This window comes from Hydrogenophaga borbori (assembly GCF_003417535.1).
GTDB lineage: Bacteria > Pseudomonadota > Gammaproteobacteria > Burkholderiales > Burkholderiaceae_C > Hydrogenophaga > Hydrogenophaga borbori.
The window spans coordinates 31920-51181 of the sequence record NZ_QVLS01000013.1; the positions used below are offsets into that span (position 1 = coordinate 31920).

A 19262-nucleotide genomic window follows, 5' to 3' on the forward strand; every position below is an offset into this window, starting at 1 on the left:
GAGACAAGACCATGTACGCCTTCACCCTTGAACAACCCAAGACCCTGGCCGATGCCAAGCGGCTCACCGGCGGCGGCGCGCAGGCGCTGGCGGGTGGCCAGACGCTGATCGCCTCGCTCAAGCAGCGCCTGGCGCAGCCCGGCGCGCTGGTGGACCTCGGTGGCGTGGCCGAGCTGCGCGGCATCCGCCGCGAGGGCAACAGCCTCGTCATCGGCGCCATGACGCGCCACGAAGAGGTGGCCACCAGCGCCGACGTGAAATCGTCCATTCCCGGCCTGGCCGCGCTGGCCGGCGGCATTGGCGACCGCCAGGTGCGCGCCATGGGCACCATCGGCGGCTCGGTGGCCAACAACGACCCGGCCGCCTGCTACCCCAGCGCGGTGCTGGCGCTGGGCGCCACCATCGTCACCGACAAGCGCGAGATCAAGGCCGACGACTTCTTCCAGGGCCTGTACAGCACCGCGCTGGACAGCGGCGAGCTGATCACCGCGATCCGCTTCCCCATCCCCAAGAAGGCGGCCTACGCCAAGTTCCGCCAGCCGGCCTCGCGCTTCGCACTGGTGGGCGTGTTCGTGGCGCTCACCGACGGCGGCGCGCGCGTGGCCATCACCGGCGCGGGCAACGGCGTGTTCCGCCACGCCGGGCTGGAGGCGGCGCTCGGCAAGGGCTTCACGCCCGAGGCCGTGCAGGGCGTGGCCATCGACGCCAGCCAGCTCAATGCCGACCTGCACGCCAGCGCCGAGTACCGCGCGCAGCTGATCCGCGTGCAGACCCAGCGCGCGGTGGCCGCGGCCAACGGCTGATGCCCGAACTCGCTGCCGCCTCCACCGAACCGCGCGACATCGACGGCTGGCTGGCCGCGCTGCGCGGCGTGGGCTACCACGCCCCGCGCGCGCTGGCCACGGCCGTGTTCCTGGCCATGCGCCTGCAGCGCCCGCTGCTGCTGGAGGGCGAGCCCGGCGTCGGCAAGACCGAGCTGGCCAAGGCCCTGGCGCGCGTGCTGCAGCGCCCGCTGCTGCGCCTGCAGTGCTACGACGGCATGGAGCAGCGCGAGGCCCTGTACGAGTGGAACCACACCGCGCAGCTGCTGCACATGCGCGCGGCGCAGAACACCTCCACGCCCGAGCAGATCGAGCGCGAGGTCTACCAGGAGCGCTACCTGATCCGCCGCCCGCTGCTGCAGGCCCTGCAGACGCCGCCGCCCGGCGCGGTGCTGCTGATCGACGAGGTGGACCGCGCCGACGAACCCTTCGAGGCCTTCCTGCTGGAGTACCTGGGCGAATACCAGGTGAGCATCCCCGAGCTGGGCACCATCACGGCCATGGCGCCGCCGCTCACCCTGCTCACCAGCAACCGCACGCGCGACCTCAACGACGCGGTGAAGCGCCGCTGCCTGTACCAATGGCTGGACCACCCGGACCGCGAGCGCGAACTCGCCATCGTGCGCGGCCAGGTGCCGCAGGCCAGCGCCGCGCTCACCGAACAGATCGCGCGCTTCGTGGAGCGCCTGCGCGCGCAACCGTTCGCCAACGCCTTCCAGCGCGCGCCCGGCATCGCCGAGAGCGTGGAATGGGCCAAGGCCCTGGTGGCGCTGGACACGTTGGTGCTGGACCCGGAGGTGATCCAGGACACGGCGGGCATCCTGTTCAAGCAGCGCGAGGACGTGGCCGCCCTGCTGCCCATGATCGACCAGCTGCTGGAACCGGACGTGGCCTGAGCGCAAGCGCCGTATGCAACTCGGGGATGCACGCAGCGGCAAGCTGCCGGACCAGATCACCGCCTTCGGCCGCGCCCTGCGCCGCGCCGGCGTGCCGGTGGACAGCGCGCGCATCGCCGGCGCCATCAGCGCCACGCAGCTGGTGGGCCTGGAGCGGCGCGACGACCTGCAGGCCGCGCTGGCCGCCGTGCTGGTGAGCCGGCCGCAGGACATCGAGGTCTTCGGCGAACTCTTCGCCGCCTTCTTCCGCAACCCCGAGCTGGAAAAGCAGCTGCTGTCGCAGATGCTGCCCAAGGCCCCGTCGGCCCAACCGCCCGCGCGCAGCGCGCGTTCGCAAGAGGCGCTGACCGTGGCCGGCGCCAGCGCCAAGCAGCGCGCCCCCCAGGAGACCGAGCTGCGCCTGGACGCCGCCATGACCGCCAGCGACCTGCGGCGCCTGCGCCACGCCGATTTCGCGGGCCTGTCGGCCAGCGAGTTCCGCCTCGTCGACACCCTGGCGCGCGACATCGCCCTGCCCCTGCCCGAGCTGCCGAGCCGGCGCCAGCGGCCCGGCCCGCGCGGCCACCGCATCCACTGGGGCCGCGCCCTGCAGCAGGCGCGCCGGCACGAGGGCGAGCTGCTCGCCCCGCCGCGCCGCGAACGGCGCCGCCAGCCGCTGCCGCTGCTGGTGCTGGTGGACGTGTCGGGCTCCATGGAGCGCTACGCGCGCCTGCTGCTGGCCTTCCTGCACCAGGCCACGCGCGGCGTGCCGCGTTCGGCCTTCGCCTTCGGCACCCGCCTGAGCGACCTGCGCGCCGCCTGGAGGCAGGCCGACGCCGACGCGATGTTGGCGCTCGCCAACGCGGCCATCGCCGATTTCGCGGGTGGCACGCGGCTGGGCGCCTCGCTGGCCGAGCTGCGCGAGCGGCACGCGCGCTGCCTGGTGGGGCGGCGCACGGTGGTGCTGCTCATCAGCGACGGGCTGGACACCGGCGCGCCCGAACAGCTCGACGCCGAGCTGCACTGGCTGCGCCGCCACTGCCGCCAGGTTCTCTGGCTCAACCCGCTGCTGCGTTACGCTGGCTACCAGCCCCTGGCGCAGGGCGCCAGCGTGCTGCACCGCCACGCGCACGGCATGCTGGCCGTGCACAACCTGGAACACCTGCAGCAGCTGGCGAGCGCCCTGGCCGAACTGTTGAAAACCCGCTGAATCCCACGCACACGCACCGGAGACCCACCATGGACATGCAAGGCAGCCGCCTCCTCCCCGTCAACCAGGTGCAGGCCTGGGACGCCCTCAACGACCCGGCCGTGCTCAAGGCCTGCGTGCCCGGCTGCGACAAGTTCGAGCCCCTGGGCGACGACGCCTACGCCGTGGGCGCGGGCATCAAGATCGGCCCGGTGTCGGCCAAGTTCACCGGCCGCGTGCAGCTCAGCGAGATCGTGCCGCCGCGCAGCTACAAGCTCGGCTTCGAGGCCCAGGGCGGCGTGGCCGGCTTCGGCAAGGGCGAGTCCACGGTGACGCTGGACCCCGCGCCGGGCGGCAGCGAGCTCACCTACACCGTCAAGTCCACCGTGGGCGGCAAGATCGCCCAGCTGGGCCAACGCCTGATCGACGGTGCGGCCAAATCCATGGCCGACGACTTCTTCCGCCGCTTCGAGGAAGAATTGCTGCGCCGCCACCCCGAGGCGGCGGCCGCCCGCGCCGCCGCCGCGCCGGTGCCGGCGGTGGTCGCCGGCCCATCCGGCCCCTGGCCCGGCTGGGCCTGGCCGGCGCTGGCCTTCGCCATCACCTTCGTCATCGGCCTCATCGTTTTCTTCACCGCCGCCTGGGGGTGAACCGACCGCCATGGAAAATCTCGATCTCTTCGTGCTGCGCACGCTGCTGGACTGGCGGCGTGCGGGCAAGGCCACGCTGCTGGCCACCGTCACCCGCACCTGGGGCAGTTCGCCGCGCCCGGTGGGCTCCATCATGGCGCTGTGCGAGGGCGGCGCCGTGGTCGGCTCGGTCTCGGGCGGCTGCATCGAGGACGACCTGATCCACCGCTTCCGCGACGCCCTGGCCGACGGCCCGCCCCAGAAAACCAAGTACGGCGTGAGCGCCGACGAAGCCCACCGCTTCGGCCTGCCCTGCGGCGGCACCCTGGAGCTGCTGCTGGAGTTCAACCCCGACGCGGCCACGCTGGGCGATCTGGTGCAGCGCCTGAGCGCGGGCCGCATGGTCCAGCGCAGCACCGAGATCGCCAGCGGCCGCGTGACACTCACCGACATCGAGCAGCCCGAGGCCCTGCGCGAGCACGGCGGCTGGCTGCACAACGCCTTCGGCCCCGAGTACCGCCTGCTCATGATCGGCGCTGGCCAGCTCACCGAGTACCTGGCCACCATGGCCCTGTTCAGCGGCTTCTCCGTCACCGTCTGCGACCCGCGCGAGGAATACCGCGGCGGCTGGCAGGTGGCCGGCGTGACGCTCACCACCGACATGCCCGACGACGTGGTTCGCGCCTTCCGCGCCGACCGGCGCACCGCCATCGTCGCCCTCACCCACGACCCCAAGCTGGACGACCTGGCGCTGCTGGAGGCCCTGGAGACCGAGGCCTTCTACATCGGCGCCATCGGCTCGCGGCGCAACCAGATGGCGCGCCACGCGCGCCTGATCGAGCACTTCGAGCAGACCGAGGACAGCCTGGCCCGGCTGCGCGGGCCCATCGGCATCTACATCGGCAGCAAGACGCCGGCCGAGATCGCGGTGAGCGTGATGGCCGAGGTGCTGGCCGTGAAGAACGGCGTGCCGCTGCCGCGCGACCTGGCCGTGGGCCCGGCCAAGGACCAGCTGGACGTGGCGCCGAACGCCCCGTCCATGGTCTGCTTCATGCGCGAAGACCCGTGAGCGGCGCACGCCCGCCCGAAGGCGCTCGCACCGCGGCGTGCGGCGCGGAGGTTTCGCTATGAAGCCCTGGAGCGACACCACCGCGCTGGTGCTGGCGGCCGGCGCAGGCCGCCGGCTGGGCGGCGTGCCCAAGTGCCTGGTCCGCGTGAACGGCCAGACCCTGCTGCAGCGCCTGCTGGACGCGCTGGCCGAGGCCGACGTGCACGACGTGCGCCTGGTCGTGGGCCACCACGCCGAGCCCATCGCCGCGCACGTGAGCGCCCTGGCGCCCGAGCGCCGGCCCGTGCTGCTGCGCAACCCCGAGCCCGGCGAGGAGCCCGCCGATTCGCTGCGCGTGGGCCTTCGCAGCCTCACGTCCATGCCCAGCCGGCTGCTGGTGCTGCTGGGCGACCAGCCGCTGCTGGGCGCGCCGCAGATCCAGGCGGCCCTGGACGCCTTCGACCAGCGCGAGCGCGGCCGCCACGCCCTGGTGCCGATGGTGAACGGCCAGCCCGGCCATCCGGCGGTGCTCGACGGCCTGGCCTGCGCCCTGCTGCGCAACCAGAGCGGCGGCCTGCGCGCCTGGCGCCAGCGCCAGCCCGAGGCTGTCGCGTTGTGGAACACATCGGACGAGGCGCACATCCGCGACCTGGACACGCCCGAGGACCTGCCCCGCCTGGCGCAGGCCACCGGCTGGACCGTGGCGCTGCCCACCGCCGAGGCTTTGCCGCGCTGCGGCATGGACAACGGTTGATCGACGCGCGGCGGGCTGATTCAATGCACCCCATGCCCACCGGCCCCGCCGCCTCCCCCGCCGACCGCCTGGCCGTGATCGCCCAGGCGCGCCGCGCCGTGCTGGACGCGCGCGACCCCGACGCCGGCCCGCGCCTGGCGCCCTGGGTGGCGCGCTCCTGGCGGCGCTGCCTGCAGCTGGGCCTGGAGCCGCGGCGCGAGGTCGCCTTCGACCCCGTGAGCAGCGCGCAGGTGCGCCACGCGCTGGACGCCAGCCAGCCGCTGCTGCGGGCCGCCGCGCCCGTCATCCGCTCGCTGGCGCGCGCCATGGCGCACACGCGCTACTTCGCCATCCTCACCGACGCGCAGGGCGTGGTGATCGACGTCAACGGCCCCGTGGACCGGCACGAGCCCAGCGTGGGCCGCATCGCGCGCGTGGGCGTGGACCTGTCGGAGCGCGCCGTGGGCACCACCGCCATCGGCATGGCGCTGACCGACCTGCAGCCCGTGTGGCTGCACCGGGGCGAGCACTTCTTCGACGCCACCAGCGTCTACAGCTGCGCCGGCGCGCCCATCTGGGACCCGGACGGCCAGTGCGTGGGCATGCTGGACCTGACCGGCGTGAACGTGGCCGAGCAGCCCGCGCTCAAGCACCTGGTCTCGCAGTCGGCGCGCAGCATCGAGAACGCGCTGACGCTGGCGCGCCCGCACCACCTGCTGCTGCGCCTGAACTGGCCGGGCCGCGTGCTGGGTGACGACAGCGACGGCCTGATCGGCCTGGACGCGGACGGCCACATCACCGGCCTGAACCGGCCCGCGGCCGACATGCTGGGCGTGGCACCCGGCGCGCCGGCCGGGCACGCCAGCCTGCATTTCGCGGCGCCGGTCGAATCGCTGTTCGACACCGCCGCCGCGCACGGCGGCGCGCTGGAACTGCCGCTGTGGTCGGGCCTGCGGCTGCAGGTGCTGGCCCAGCTGGACCGCCCCGCCGCGCGCAGCGCCGCCGTGGCCCAGGCCGTGCCGCTGAAAGACCTGGAAACCGCCGCCATCCGCAAGGCGGTGGACGACGCGCGCGGCAACGTGCAGGAGGCCGCGCGGGCCCTGGGCATCAGCCGGGCGACGATTTACCGCAAGCTGGGGGCCGGGCGGCGCTGAGGCCGGGGCCAGCGCGGGATCTCACCAAAGACCGAACAGGCCTTTTTTCTTCGGCTTGATGCCCGCGGCGCGGTCCTGCGCAGCCAAGCGGAACTTGAGATCAGCGTCCTGCTTGTCCCACTTGGCCTGCAGCTTGCGCTCCGCGTCGCTCAGGTCGCTCGGCGTCCGTGCGGCATTGGCCAAATCCCTGAGCACTTCATCCCACTCGCCAAAAGGATCGGCCGCCAGCGCTTGCTCCCTGTCCTCCAAGCTCTTGGCCACAGGAGGCACCACGGCGGCGCCGACCGGCACGGACTGGGACACCCGCGTCTCCACGTCTTTCCTCGTCGTCGGGTCCTGCAGCACACCATCGACACCCAACCGCGGCACGGGTGCGCCATCTTGCGGCCTATCCCTCTCCAGCAGGTACCGGTCCAGTTCCGCCTTGCTGGTCTCCGGTGTCGGGCTGCGGTAACGGCGGGAATTCAGCGGGGCCGTGGGCAGCTCGAACGCCGGTGCCGCGCCGGAGGCCCCGGGGCGTGCCGACGCCCCCCTTCGGCGCCGGTCTGCCAAGGCGCGGCCCTCCAAAGGCCTGGGGGTGCCCGGCGTGGGCTGCGAGCCGTGGTCCGCGCTCGCCGGCGGCGTCTCGGGCTCGCTGATGAAGCGATCGAATTCCTCATCGCTCATGTTGATCAGCCCGCCATAGTCCACCTTCCCATCGAGTGGTGGAAGGTCCGGGCGCACGCGCCCACGAGCCTGCCTGGTCTGCGAGGCGTGCTCGGCCTCGGTGGCATCGCCAGGCGACGCCACCGACTTGAGAGACTCCACCAGGTCGTCCATGCGCTTGGCCCGGACCTGTGGCCGGGGTTTTCTGGGCAGAGCGCGCCCACCGCCGGACGGCGCCGAATCCGCACGCGGCCTCCGCAGCGCCGGGCTTGCGTCCGGCTTCTGCAGCAGGGCGTCAGCCTCAGCCTCGAGGCGGCTGAGGCTGGCCATGGAGGCGCGCCGCGCCAAGGGCGTGGGCCGCTGCTGCGCATCGCCTTCGACTTTCTGGGCCTTGGCGGGTCGTCGGTTGGCGGCCCCCAGGTACTGGCGTTCGGGAGGCAGCCTGGTGCTGCCCTTCCTTCCAGTCAGGAAAGCGTTGCGTGCCCCGTTGTAGATCTGCATGAGATGGCTGGCGGGCGCCACCAAGGTTTGCGCCAGCTGTACCAAGGCGGTGCCACAGGCCATGCAATCGTTGCGCCACTGCCGCGGCCAGCGCGGGTCCAGCGCCGCATTCACCAGGAAGTGGCCGATCGCGGCCACACCGCCCACATAAACGGAGGCCTGCCGCATCGTCTCTTCGCTGCACAGCACGATTTGCTCATTGAGCCAAGCCGTTGGCGTGGCCTCATAGGCGGTGCGGAGACCATCCAGCTTCTGCGAGAGCCGATTCAGTTGATCGGGAAGGTCATTGAAGAGCCCACGGAAAACACAGTCCGACGACAAGCCATGGTCATCGGCGAAGTTCGCCCAGGCGTCTTGCAGGCCGTTGCCCAGTTGCTCCGCCAGATCTGCATTCGGGGCCTGCGCCGGCAACCACATCCAGGCCTCGACGCGCTGCGTCGCCACATCGGCTCTATCTAGGGCTTGGTCACAGGCGGCAGCCGCCTTACCCGATGCGTCGGCGGTGACCCGCGGCAGGGCCGGCCCGAGGTCTCCGGTTGTCAAATCCTTGCTCACCAGGCCGAGCACTTGAGGCAGCACGGCGTCGTATTGCGCCTTCGTCTGGCGGGCGGTCCGCTCATTGAGCGCCGTTCGCAGGTTCTGCGCGGCCCATTCATAGGCCGACATGAATGGGCTGTCGGGCTCCATATCGCGAGCGGCCAGCTTCACCGCATTCACGCCCGCGGCCGCCGCCGATTGCCCCATCCTCCCAGGCAGGCTTGGCGCCAGCTCATTGGCCAGCCAGTTGCCGACCAGCGCGCGCTGCCTCACGGCCTCCCGGACGGTGCGCATCAATTCCGCGCTGAAGAGAATCAGCTGCTTTTGCCGATGGACTTCCTGCTGGTCATTGGCGCATGCCATCTTGTGCAGATATTCGATGGTGGACTTCAACTCGAGAATGCGCTGCTCTGGTGCCACCAGCAGTTGGTGGCCCAGCGTGTCCAGCGTGATGTCGTTGTCCCGGTGAGGTTCGACCCCCATCGTTCTCCAGACGCAGGACACAAAGCGATGTGTCTCTTCGAACCGCTTGCCCAGGAACCTGCGCTCTTTCGTGGGACGCGTCGATGGTTCCTTACAAAGGTCCTGGAACAGACCGATCCACTCGTCCGTCAGCTTGCGCTCCTCGCTCTGCCTCTCCGAAGCGAACCAGTCACCGGCCACCCGCACGTCGAGGTCTGGCGCGGCCGCGCGGCTCTCGTGACCCAGGCGCCGGGCCTCCTCCACGACGACCTCAGACACCTGGCGGGCATTGGCGCAGCGCTGCGCGTTCGACACCGGCGTCAGGGCGTCGCACAACCCATCCAGCGTGAGACTGCCCTTGTTCCTCTGAGCCAGAAGCTGCTCCTGCGCTCGTATGGCGTTGCAGTTCTTGCCGTCCTTGCCATAGTGGCCGTATGTGCGTTGATTGGCCTGGCTGCCAAAGTGGTCGGCGAAATAGAGCAAGGCCTTCTCATGCCGTCGCGCGGCACTTTTGCTGCCGGGCTTGGCCGGCACGATGTACACGGCGCCCTTGTGCTCGAGCAGTTGGATTCCCTTCTTCTTGAAGGGGGCCGCCCGTGGGTCCGAGCTGGTTTGCAAGTCATTGGCGAACTTGGCCACACGGCCAACATCCTGCGTCGTCAGGAATTTGTCCTTCTTGCTCACCGTGCCGGGAAATTTAAGTCCCATGGATCATCACCCTTGGTTCAAAACAGACCAGAAATCAAATGCGCTCCAGCCATTGGCTGGGCAGGCTGGGCGGGTGGGCCGGTTCACGGCCCACCCGCTCGAAGGTTTCCATCCAATGGCGCCGCAAGCTTTCAAAATGAATCAGCGCCGCGCAAAACCCCTCGACATCCGCGTCCTCGGGGCCCACTTCGCCGATCAGCAGCAGCTCACCGTCTTCGCCGTCGCGCGCCATGCGCAGCTTGCCCAGCTGGCGCCACAAGGCGTTGTAGGACAGCGCCAGGTTCAGGGCGATGCGCTCGCCCTCGGGCGGCGGGTGACCCAGTTCGGCGGTCAAGACCAGCCAGCCCCAGTCGTCTGACCACTCCAGCTCATAGGCCCCACCGTCCTTGAACAGCACGTACCAGCGGTGCGACTCGATGGCGGCGAAACGCAGGTGCTCCTGCAGGCGCTCGCCCGCCCGCGCCAGCAGCCGGGCGGCGTCGTCGAGGGTGTTCAGGGCGGTCATGCAGCGACAAGAGGCGGAGGAGGTGCGCTTGGGTGAATCGCCGCGACGCCTTTGTTCCGGGACTAGACCATCGCCCCCCGCCGCCGCGCCGAAGGGGCAGAATGCCGCCCGTGCAGTGCCTGGAGACCAAGCTCCCCGCCCCCGTCATCGCCGCCCTGGTGGGCGCGGCCATGAAGTGGTCGGCGCGCGCGGCCGGCGTCGCCATCGACCCGAGCGTGCTGCGCATGCAGCTGGGCGTGGGCCTGTCTCAGCTCAGCGCCGCCCTGGCGCTGGCGGCGGTGGCGGGGCTCTGGTGGGCCCGCACCACCCTCAACCCGCTGCAGCCGGCGAAGGCCACGAGCCTGGTCACGGGCGGCGTCTACCGCGTCTCTCGCAACCCGCTGTACCTGAGCCTGCTGATGCTGCTGGTGGCCTACGCCATCCGGCTCGACGCCGCGCCGATGTGGCTGGGCCCGCTGTTCTTCGCCGCCTACGTCACGCGCTTCCAGATCGCGCCGGAAGAGCGCGCGCTGGCCCTCAAGTTCGGTGAGGACTACCAGCGCTACCGCGCGCGCACACGGCGCTGGATCTGAGCGCCCGGCGGGCGTCTTGATGCGTTCTTGACGCCCACACCCGAAGTCTTTCGCCCGCCTTGACGGGCCCCTGCCTACGCTCACCGAGGTCTTCACTTCGGGAGTTCCCATGGACTTCGTGACGCTCGCCGCCCTGTTGGCGGCCGGGCTGTTTGCCTACCTCGTCGCCGTGCTCGCGCGACCGGAGGATTTCTCATGAGCGCCGCCTGGAGCCTGCTCGCGCTCTTCCTCGCGGCCCTGCTCGCCCTGGCCTGGCCACTGGGCCGCTGGATGCACACGGTCATGGAGGGCCGCTTCACCCTGGGCCAGCGCCTGGAGGCGCCGCTGTGGCGTCTGCTGGGCATCCGGCCCGAGGCCGAAACCGGCTGGTGGCCCTACGCGCGCGGCCTGCTGCTGTTCAACGCGCTGGGCTTTCTCGCTGTGTTCGCGCTGCAGCGGCTGCAGGGCGCGCTGCCGCTGAACCCGCAAGGCTTTGACGCGGTGGCGGTGGATTCCGCCTTCAACACCGCCGTCAGCTTCGTCACCAACACCAACTGGCAGGGCTATGGCGGCGAGACCACCATGAGCTACCTGACCCAGATGCTCGCGCTGACGGTGCAGAACTTCCTGTCGGCGGCCACGGGCCTGGTGGTGGCGATGGCGCTGATGCGGGGCTTCGCCCGGCACTCGGCGCGCGCGGTCGGCAACGTGTGGGTGGACCTGTCGCGCGCCACCCTGTGGGTGCTGCTGCCGATCGCCACCGCGCTGGCGCTGGCCTTCGTGGCCACGGGCGTGATCCAGAACCTCTCGCCCTATCTCACGCTCACGCCGCTGCAGCCGGGCCTGGGCGAGCAGACGCTGGCCATGGGCCCCACGGCCTCGCAGCTCGCCATCAAGATGCTGGGCACCAACGGTGGCGGCTTTTTCAACGCCAACTCGGCCCACCCGTTCGAGAACCCCAGCGAGTGGAGCAACGCGCTGCAAATGCTGGCGATCTTCGCCATCCCGGCGGGCCTGTGCTTCACCTTTGGCCGCGTGGTGGGCGACCGGCGCCAGGGCTGGGCCGTGCTCGGCGCCATGGCGCTGATCTTCGTGCTCGCCGCGATCGCCGCCACCCGCTTCGAGCAGCAGGGCAACCCGGCCCTGGCCGCGCTCGGCGCCGACCAGGCCGCCAGCGCGCTGCAGTCGGGCGGCAACATGGAGGGCAAGGAGGTGCGCTTCGGCATCGCCGCCAGCTCGCTGTTCGCGGTGGTCACCACCGCCGCCAGCTGCGGCGCGGTGAACGCCATGCACGACAGCTTCACCCCGCTGGGCGGCCTGGTGCCCACGGCGCTGATGCAGCTGGGCGAGGTGGTGTTCGGCGGCGTGGGCTCGGGCCTGTACGGCATGCTGGTGTTCGCGCTGCTGGCGGTCTTCGTGGCCGGCCTGATGATCGGGCGCACACCGGCCTACCTGGGCAAGAAGATCGAGCCCTTCGAGATGCAGATGGTGTCGGCGGCCATCCTGGTCACGCCGCTGCTGGTGCTGTTGGGCACGGCCGTGGCGCTGATGAGCGAGGCCGGGCGCGCCGGCATCCAGGACGCGGGGCCGCACGGCTTCACCGAGGTGCTGTACGCGCTGAGCTCGGCCGCCAACAACAACGGCAGCGCCTTCGCGGGCCTGTCGGCCAACACCCCCTTCTACAACGTGCTGCTGGCCATCGCCATGGCGCTGGGCCGCTTCGGCGTGATCCTGCCGGTGCTGGCCCTGGCGGGTTCCTTTGCCGCCAAGCCGCGCGCCGAGGCCACCACCGGCAGCCTGCCCACGCACGGGCCGCTGTTCGTCGGCCTGCTGGTGGGCACGGTGCTGCTGGTGGGCTTGCTCAACTACGTGCCCGCGCTGGCCCTGGGGCCGGTGGTGGAGCACCTGATGCTTTGGACGAAGTGAGGCGCCCGCCATGACACGCAAGACATTGACCCTGTTCGATCCGGCCCTGTGGCGGCCGGCCCTGATCGGCGCGCTGCGCAAGCTCGACCCGCGCGCGCAGATCCGCAACCCCGTGATGTTCGTGGTCTACGTGGGCAGCGCCTTCACCACCGCCCTGTGGTTCGCGCGGCCCGAGGGCTTCACGCTGGCCGTGGCGCTGTGGCTGTGGTTCACGGTGCTGTTCGCCAACTTCGCCGAAGCGCTGGCCGAAGGCCGCAGCCAGGCGCAAGCCGCGAGCCTGCGCGGGCTCAAGCGCAAGACCTGGGCGAAGAAACTCGACGGCGCTTTCAAGGCCGGCACGCCGCGAAGTGCCATGCGCTGGCTGCCGATCGAGGCCGACTCGCTGCGCAAGGGCGACGTGGTGCTGATCGAGGCCGGCGACACCGTGCCCGCCGACGGCGAGGTGACCGACGGCGTGGCCTCGGTGGACGAGAGCGCCATCACCGGCGAATCGGCGCCGGTGATCCGCGAGTCGGGCGGCGACTTCTCGGCCGTCACCGGCGGCACGCGCGTGCTGTCCGACGCGGTGGTGGTGCGCGTGAGCACCAACCCCGGCGAGACCTTCGTCGACCGCATGATCGCCATGGTGGAGAACGCGCGGCGCCAGCGCACGCCGAACGAGATCGCGCTGACGATCCTGCTGGTGGCGCTGACCCTGGTCTTCCTGGGCGTGGTGGTGACGCTGCTGCCGTTCTCCACTTTCAGCGCGCAGGCCTCGGGCGGCGCCGGCCAGCCGGTCGGCCTGGTGGTGCTGGTGGCCCTGCTGGTCTGCCTGATCCCGACCACCATCGCGGGCCTGCTCTCGGCCATCGGCGTGGCGGGCATGAGCCGGCTCATGCAGGCCAATGTGATCGCCACCTCGGGCCGGGCGGTGGAAGCCGCGGGCGACGTGGACGTGCTGCTGCTCGACAAGACCGGCACCATCACCCTGGGCAACCGGCAGGCCGCGGCCTTCCTGCCCGCGCCGGGCGCGAGCGAAGGCGCGCTGGCCGACGCCGCGCAGCTCGCCTCGCTGGCCGACGAAACGCCCGAGGGCCGCAGCATCGCGGTGCTGGCCAAGCAGCGGCACGGGCTGCGCGAACGCGAGCTGCAATCGATGGGCGCCCACTTCGTGTCATTCAGCGCGCAGACGCGCATGAGCGGCGTGGACCTGGCCGACGGCCGCCAGATCCGCAAGGGCGCGGCCGACGCCATCCGCCGGCACGTGGAATCGCTCGGCGGCGCCTGGTCCGCCCCGGTGCAGGCCCTGGTGGACGACGTGGCGCGGCGCGGCAGCACGCCCCTGGTGGTGGCCGAGGGCGCGCGCGCCCTCGGCGTGGTGGAGCTCAAGGACATCGTCAAGGGCGGCCTCAAGGAGCGCTTCGCCGAGCTGCGCCGCATGGGCATCCAGACCGTGATGGTCACCGGCGACAACCGCCTCACGGCGGCGGCCATCGCGGCCGAGGCCGGCGTGGACGACTTCCTTGCCGAGGCCACGCCCGAGGCCAAGCTCGCGCTCATCCGCGAGCACCAGGCGCGTGGGCGCCTGGTGGCCATGACCGGTGACGGCACCAACGATGCGCCCGCGCTGGCCCAGGCCGACGTGGCCGTGGCCATGAACACCGGCACCCAGGCCGCCAAGGAGGCCGGCAACATGGTGGACCTCGACAGCAACCCCACCAAGCTGATCGAGATCGTGGAGACCGGCAAGCGCCTGCTGATGACACGCGGCGCGCTGACCACCTTCAGCATCGCCAACGACGTGGCCAAGTACTTCGCCATCGTGCCGGCCGCCTTCGTCACCACCTACCCGCAGCTGCAGGCGCTCAACGTGATGCAACTGGCCAGCCCGACCTCGGCCATCGTCTCGGCGGTGGTGTTCAACGCCCTGGTCATCGTGGCGCTGATCCCGGTGGCGCTCAAAGGCGTACCCTACCGCGCCGTGGGCGCGGCCTCGCTGCTGCGGCGCAACCTGGCGGTCTACGGGCTGGGCGGCGTGGTGGTTCCCTTCATCGGCATCAAGGCCATCGACCTGCTGATCGCCGGCCTGGGCCTGGCCTGATCCCACAGGAGTTCCCAATGAACACCGAATCCCCCTCCACCGACAAGGCCCCGGCCGGCGAAGGCCTGGGCACCACCCTGCGCGCCGCCGTGCTGCTGTTTCTGCTGCTCAGCGGCGTCACCGGCCTGCTCTACCCGCTGCTGGTCACGGGCGCGGCCCAGGCGCTGTTCCCGCGCCAGGCCAACGGCAGCCTGATCGAGCGCGGCGGCCGCCCCGTGGGCTCGGCCCTCATCGGCCAGGCCTTCACCGAGCCGCGCTACTTCTGGGGCCGGCCCTCGGCCACCGCGCCCGCGCCGTACAACGCCGCGGCCTCGGGCGGCTCCAACCTGGGGCCCACGAGCGAGCCGCTGAACGACGCCGTGCGCGAGCGCATCGCGGCGCTGCGCGCGGCCGATCCCGACAACACCGCGCCCGTGCCGGTGGACCTGGTCACGGCCTCGGGCAGCGGGCTGGACCCGCACATCAGCCTGGCGGCCGCGCTGTACCAGGCGCCCCGCGTGGCCCGCGCCCGTGGCCTGGCGCCGAGCGCCGTGGCGGCGCTGGTGGAACGCCAGGCGCAGCGCCCGCTGATCCCCGGCCTGGGCGAGCCGCGCGTGAACGTGCTCGAGCTCAACCTGGCGCTCGAAGCCGCCGCGGCGCCGGTGCGATGATGCGGTCCCGATGAACGACGCACCGCTGCGACCCGACCCCGACATCCTGCTCGCGCAGGTGCGGGCCGGCGAAGACCGGGCGCGGCGGGGGCGCCTGAAGATCTTCTTCGGCGCCTCGGCCGGCGTGGGCAAGACCTACGCCATGCTGTCGGCCGCGCGCGCTGCCCAGGCCGAGGGCACGCCGGTGACCATCGGCGTGGTGGAAACCCACGGCCGGCCCGAGACCCAGGCCCTCACCCAGGGCCTGCCGCGCCTGCCCCTGCGCGAGGTGGCGCACAAGGGCCACACGCTGCGCGAGTTCGACCTCGACGCCGCGCTGGCCTTCGGCGCCCGGCACCCCGGCGGCCTGGTGCTGCTCGACGAGTTCGCGCACAGCAATGCGCCCGGCTCGCGCCACCCCAAGCGCTGGCAGGACGCCGAGGAGCTGCTGGCCACCGGCACCGACGTGTGGACCACGATGAACGTGCAGCACCTCGACAGCCTGAACGACGTGGTCAGCGGCATCACCGGCGTGCGCGTGTGGGAGACCGTGCCCGACCGCCTGTTCGACGAGGCCGACGAGGTCGTCGTCGTCGACCTGCCGCCCGACGAGCTGCTGGAGCGCCTGCACAGCGGCAAGGTGTACCTGCCGACCCGGGAAGGCGGTGGCGACGACCAGCGCGCCGAGCGCGCCGCCGCCCACTTCTTCCGCAAGGGCAACCTGCTGGCCCTGCGCGAGCTGGCCCTGCGCCGCACCGCCGACCGCGTGGACGACGAGGTGCGCGCCTTCCGCCAGGCCGGCGCGGTGCGCCCGGTGTGGCCCAACCGCGAATCGCTGCTGGCCTGCGTGGGCCCGGGCCCGGCCGCCGACAAGGTGGTGCGCTGCGCCGCGCGCATGGCCGCGCAGCTGGACCTGCCCTGGCACGCGGTGCACGTGCAGGCGCTCTCGCGCGAGCCCAGCGCCGCCACGCAGAAGGCGCTGGACCTGGCCGAGTCGCTGGGCGCAAGCGTGAGCAGCTTCAGCGACCGCGACCCCGCGGGTGCGCTGGTGCGCCACGCGCGCGAGCACAACCTCAGCCGGCTGGTGCTGGGCCGCGCGCGCCGGCGCCGGCCCTGGTCGCGCCCGCTGGCCGAGCGCATCGCGGCGGTGGCCGGCGACCTGGAGCTGCTGCAGGTGGCCGAGCCGCCCGGCGCGCGCCAACGCGAGGGCGCCGCCCCCGCGGCCGAACCGCCGAGCGGCCCGCGCTGGCCCGGCTACCTCGCCGCGGGCGTGGCCTGCGCGCTCACCGCCGTGCTGGCCACGCCGCTGATCCCGTTGCTGGAGCTCAGCAACATCGTGATGATCTTCCTGCTCATCGTGGTGGCCATCGCGCTGCGCTACGGCCGCGGGCCGGCGGTGCTGGCGGCCTTCCTGGGCGTGGCGCTGTTCGACTTCTACTTCGTGCCGCCGCGCTTCACGCTCGCCGTGAGCGACGTGCAGTACCTCGTCACCTTCGGCGTGATGCTGGTGGTGGCGCTGGCCATCGGCCAGCTCACCGCCGTGCTGCGCCAGCAGGCCGACGCCGCCACCCGGCGCGAGCGGCGCGTGCGCGCGTTGCACGACATGTCGCGCGACCTGTCCGCCGCGCTGCTGCCCGAACAGGTGGCCGACATCGGCGCGCGCTTCGTGCGGGCCGAATTCGGCATGCCCAGCACCTTGCTCGCGGCCGACCTGAACGACCGGCTGCAGCCCTTGCCCGGCGGGCAGGCGCCGGTCGACATGGCGGTGGCGCAGTGGGCTTTCGAGCGCGGCGAGCCCGCCGGCCGCGGCACCGACACCCTGCCCGCCAGCGCCACGCTGGTGGTGCCGCTGAAAGCGCCCATGCGCGTGCGCGGCGCGCTGGTGCTCGACCCCGGCGGCGCGCGCGCCCTGGACACCGAACAGCGGCGGGCGCTGGCGGCCTGCGCCTCGCTGCTGGCCATCTCGCTGGAGCGCATCCACTACATCGAGGTGGCGCAGCACAGCACGGTGCAGATCGAATCGGAGCGGCTGCGCAACTCGCTGCTCGCCGCCATCTCGCACGACCTGCGCACGCCGCTGGCCTCGCTGGTGGGCCTGGGCGAGGCGCTGCGCCTGACGCCGCCGTCGCTGTCGCCCGCGCAGGCCGAGCTGGCCGAGGCCATGGCCCAGTCGGCGCGGCGCATGGCCGCGCTGGTGAACAACCTGCTGGACATGGCGCGCCTGCAGGCCGGCGCCGTGCCGCTGCAACGCGCCTGGCAACCGCTGGAAGAGGTGGTGGGCAGCGCCCTGGCCGCCTGCGGCGACGCGCTGCACGGCCGCGCGATCCAGGTCGACCTGCCGGCCGACCTGCCGCTGCTGCAGTTCGACGCCGTGCTGATGGAGCGGGTGCTGGTGAACCTGCTGGAGAACGCCGCCAAGTACACGCCGCCCGGCTCGGCCATCCGCCTGTGGGCCGAGGCCGACGCCGAGGCGGTGCGCCTGTGCGTGGACGACCACGGCCCCGGCCTGCCGCGCGGGCAGGAGGCGCGCGTGTTCGAGAAGTTCGAGCGCGGCGCGCGCGAAAGCGCCACGCCCGGCGTCGGCCTGGGCCTGGCCATCGGCCGCGCCATCGTGGAGGCGCACGGCGGGCGCATCGAGGGCCGCAACCGCACCCGCGAAGGCCGCGTGGAAGGCGCGCGCATCGAGATCACGCTGCCGCGCGGCGCGCCGCCGCCGGCCGACAATCCGCCTGCATGAGCAACGCCCGGCCGCCCGAAGGCGCCCGCACCGCAGCGCGCCGCGCCAAGGTTTCACCATGAGCACCCACGCCCCGCAGATCCTGATCGTCGAGGACGAGAACGACATCCGCCGCTTCGTGCGGCTCACGCTGCAGGCCGAGGGCCATGAGGTGCACGAGGCCGCCACGCTGCAGCGCGGCCTGATCGAGGCCGGCACGCGACGCCCCGACCTGGTGGTGCTGGACCTGGGGCTGCCCGACGGCGACGGCGTGGACCTGATCCGCGACCTGCGCCAGTGGTCGGCGGTGCCGGTGATCGTGCTTTCGGCGCGCAGCGCAGAGGCCAGCAAGATCGAGGCGCTGGACGCGGGCGCCGACGACTACCTCGTCAAGCCCTTCGGTTCGGGCGAGCTGATGGCGCGCGTGCGTGCGCAGCTGCGCCGCCACCGGGCGCAGACGCCGGCCGGCGAATCGGTGCTGCGCTTCGGCGAGGTGGAGATCGACCTGGCGCGCCACCAGGTGCAGCGCGCGGGCGAGCCGCTGCGCCTCACGCCGATCGAATACAAGCTGCTCACCCACCTGGCCAGCCAGCCCGAACGCGTGGTCACGCACGCCCAGCTGCTGCAGGCCGTCTGGGGCCCCGGCCACCGTGAGGACACCCACTACGTGCGCGTGCACATGGCCAACCTGCGCAAGAAGATCGAGCAGCACCCGGCCATGCCCCGGCACCTGCTCACCGAAACGGGCATCGGCTACCGCTTCGTGCCCTGAGGCCCGCCGCTTCAGTCCAGCACGTTCACCGCGCGCAGCGGCCGCAGCACGCTGGAGGGGGTCATGCCGAAGGTGTGGCGGAACATGCGGCTGAAGTGGGCCGAATCGGCGAACGCGCCGTCCAGCGCGGCCTCGGTCAGGCTGCCGTCGGGCCGGTAGGCGGCCATGGCGCGGCGCACCTGCGTCCAGATGCGGTAGCTGCGAAAGCTCACGCCCAGCTCCTCGCTGAACAGGTGGTTGAAGCGCGAGGCCGACAGGTGCGCCGCGCGCGCCAGCGCCTCGCGGTCGGGCACGCCCTCGCCCGCTTCGCGCAGGCGCCGCAGGCTGCTCAGCACGCGGGGGTCCACGCTGGCCAGGGGCGGCAGGCCGCCCGGCCCCAGCAGCGTGGGCAGGTCGAAGCTGTGCAGGCGCTGCTCGGTGTGCCAGCGGCTGCGCGCGCGCGGCACCGGCTCGCCGATCACCGGCCCCTGGGACGCGAACACCGGCCGCAGGCGGCGCACCTCGGGCGCGTCGGGCTCCAGGTACATCAGCGCCACGCGCTCGCCCCGCGGATCGAACACATGCTCCACGCCGGCGTCGATCAAGGCGCTGTGGCAGCTTTCCTCGCGCCCCTTCGGCAGCAGCAGGCGAAACCGCCCCGACAGCCCCAGCAGCAGCACCGGCGCGGCGTGGCGGTGCCAGCCGGTGGCGGGAATCTCGCCCAGGTAGAGCGCCTTGTCGGCGCACAGGGTGAGCGCGTTGCCGCTCAACACAGCCCAAACCTCCAAGACAGGCGCGCCGC

Annotated in this window: 17 protein-coding genes; 14 read left to right on the forward strand and 3 right to left on the reverse strand. The window is 72.2% G+C overall.

Annotated elements, in window-relative coordinates:
• Positions 1-11 precede the first annotated feature (11 nt).
• Genes DY262_RS18325 through DY262_RS18355 form a run of 7 tightly spaced genes read left to right on the forward strand, consistent with a single transcriptional unit; the run spans position 12 to position 6449 of the window.
• Entirely contained in the window at positions 12-803 is a 792-nt protein-coding gene (locus tag DY262_RS18325; protein WP_116960524.1) for an FAD binding domain-containing protein, read from the forward strand.
• Positions 803-1717: an AAA family ATPase gene (locus DY262_RS18330; RefSeq protein WP_116960525.1), complete on the forward strand. Its 915-nt coding sequence runs from the start codon at positions 803-805 to the stop codon at positions 1715-1717. Before DY262_RS18325 ends, DY262_RS18330 begins: the two co-directional genes overlap by 1 nt.
• Positions 1718-1730: 13 nt before the next feature.
• A complete protein-coding gene (locus tag DY262_RS18335; protein ID WP_116960526.1) occupies positions 1731-2906 on the forward strand; it encodes a vWA domain-containing protein in 1176 nt (391 codons plus the stop codon).
• Between the two features lie 29 nt (positions 2907-2935).
• On the forward strand, positions 2936-3535 hold the full coding sequence (locus DY262_RS18340; RefSeq protein ID WP_116960527.1) for an SRPBCC family protein: 600 nt from the start codon (positions 2936-2938) through the stop codon (positions 3533-3535).
• 10 nt (positions 3536-3545) lie between these two features.
• Positions 3546-4583 carry an XdhC family protein gene (locus tag DY262_RS18345; RefSeq protein WP_116960528.1) on the forward strand — a complete coding sequence of 346 codons (1038 nt, stop codon included), beginning with the start codon at positions 3546-3548 and terminating at the stop codon, positions 4581-4583.
• A gap of 58 nt (positions 4584-4641) precedes the next feature.
• On the forward strand, positions 4642-5316 hold the full coding sequence (locus tag DY262_RS18350) for a nucleotidyltransferase family protein (RefSeq protein WP_116960529.1): 675 nt from the start codon (positions 4642-4644) through the stop codon (positions 5314-5316).
• A 23-nt stretch (positions 5317-5339) separates the two neighbouring features.
• Entirely contained in the window at positions 5340-6449 is a 1110-nt protein-coding gene (locus DY262_RS18355) for a helix-turn-helix domain-containing protein (RefSeq protein WP_116960530.1), read from the forward strand.
• Positions 6450-6470: 21 nt separating this feature from the next.
• On the opposite strand, the gene DY262_RS18360 is transcribed toward DY262_RS18355, so the two are convergent.
• Positions 6471-9278 (reverse strand): hypothetical protein, encoded by a 2808-nt coding sequence (locus DY262_RS18360; protein ID WP_147326271.1) that lies wholly within the window; start codon positions 9276-9278, stop codon positions 6471-6473.
• Positions 9279-9336: 58 nt separating this feature from the next.
• Positions 9337-9807: a CesT family type III secretion system chaperone gene (locus tag DY262_RS18365; RefSeq protein WP_116960532.1), complete on the reverse strand. Its 471-nt coding sequence runs from the start codon at positions 9805-9807 to the stop codon at positions 9337-9339.
• A gap of 101 nt (positions 9808-9908) precedes the next feature.
• On the opposite strand from DY262_RS18365, the gene DY262_RS18370 reads away from it, so the two are divergent.
• The 7 genes from DY262_RS18370 (at position 9909) to kdpE (ending at position 18481) form a co-directional block, all read left to right on the forward strand.
• A complete protein-coding gene (locus tag DY262_RS18370) occupies positions 9909-10379 on the forward strand; it encodes a methyltransferase family protein (RefSeq protein WP_116960533.1) in 471 nt (156 codons plus the stop codon).
• A 109-nt stretch (positions 10380-10488) separates the two neighbouring features.
• Positions 10489-10578, forward strand: coding sequence for a K(+)-transporting ATPase subunit F (kdpF, locus tag DY262_RS18375; RefSeq protein WP_116960534.1), 90 nt, complete (start codon positions 10489-10491; stop codon positions 10576-10578).
• The gene (gene kdpA / locus DY262_RS18380; protein ID WP_116960535.1) at positions 10575-12284 is read left to right on the forward strand and encodes a potassium-transporting ATPase subunit KdpA; all 1710 of its coding nucleotides are present in this window, start codon (positions 10575-10577) and stop codon (positions 12282-12284) included. The genes kdpF and kdpA overlap by 4 nt, the downstream gene beginning before the upstream one ends.
• A gap of 10 nt (positions 12285-12294) precedes the next feature.
• Positions 12295-14364, forward strand: coding sequence for a potassium-transporting ATPase subunit KdpB (gene kdpB / locus DY262_RS18385; RefSeq protein WP_116960536.1), 2070 nt, complete (start codon positions 12295-12297; stop codon positions 14362-14364).
• 17 nt (positions 14365-14381) lie between these two features.
• Positions 14382-15014, forward strand: a complete 633-nt coding sequence (gene kdpC / locus DY262_RS18390) for a potassium-transporting ATPase subunit KdpC (RefSeq protein WP_116960537.1) — start codon at positions 14382-14384, stop codon at positions 15012-15014.
• Between the two features lie 10 nt (positions 15015-15024).
• Positions 15025-17730, forward strand: a complete 2706-nt coding sequence (locus DY262_RS18395; protein WP_116960538.1) for a DUF4118 domain-containing protein — start codon at positions 15025-15027, stop codon at positions 17728-17730.
• Positions 17731-17788: 58 nt separating this feature from the next.
• The gene (kdpE, locus tag DY262_RS18400; RefSeq protein WP_070400546.1) at positions 17789-18481 is read left to right on the forward strand and encodes a two-component system response regulator KdpE; all 693 of its coding nucleotides are present in this window, start codon (positions 17789-17791) and stop codon (positions 18479-18481) included.
• A gap of 11 nt (positions 18482-18492) precedes the next feature.
• Here the strand turns inward: kdpE and DY262_RS18405 are convergent, their stop codons facing one another.
• Positions 18493-19233 carry an AraC family transcriptional regulator gene (locus DY262_RS18405; RefSeq protein ID WP_116960539.1) on the reverse strand — a complete coding sequence of 247 codons (741 nt, stop codon included), beginning with the start codon at positions 19231-19233 and terminating at the stop codon, positions 18493-18495.
• Positions 19234-19262 lie beyond the last annotated feature (29 nt).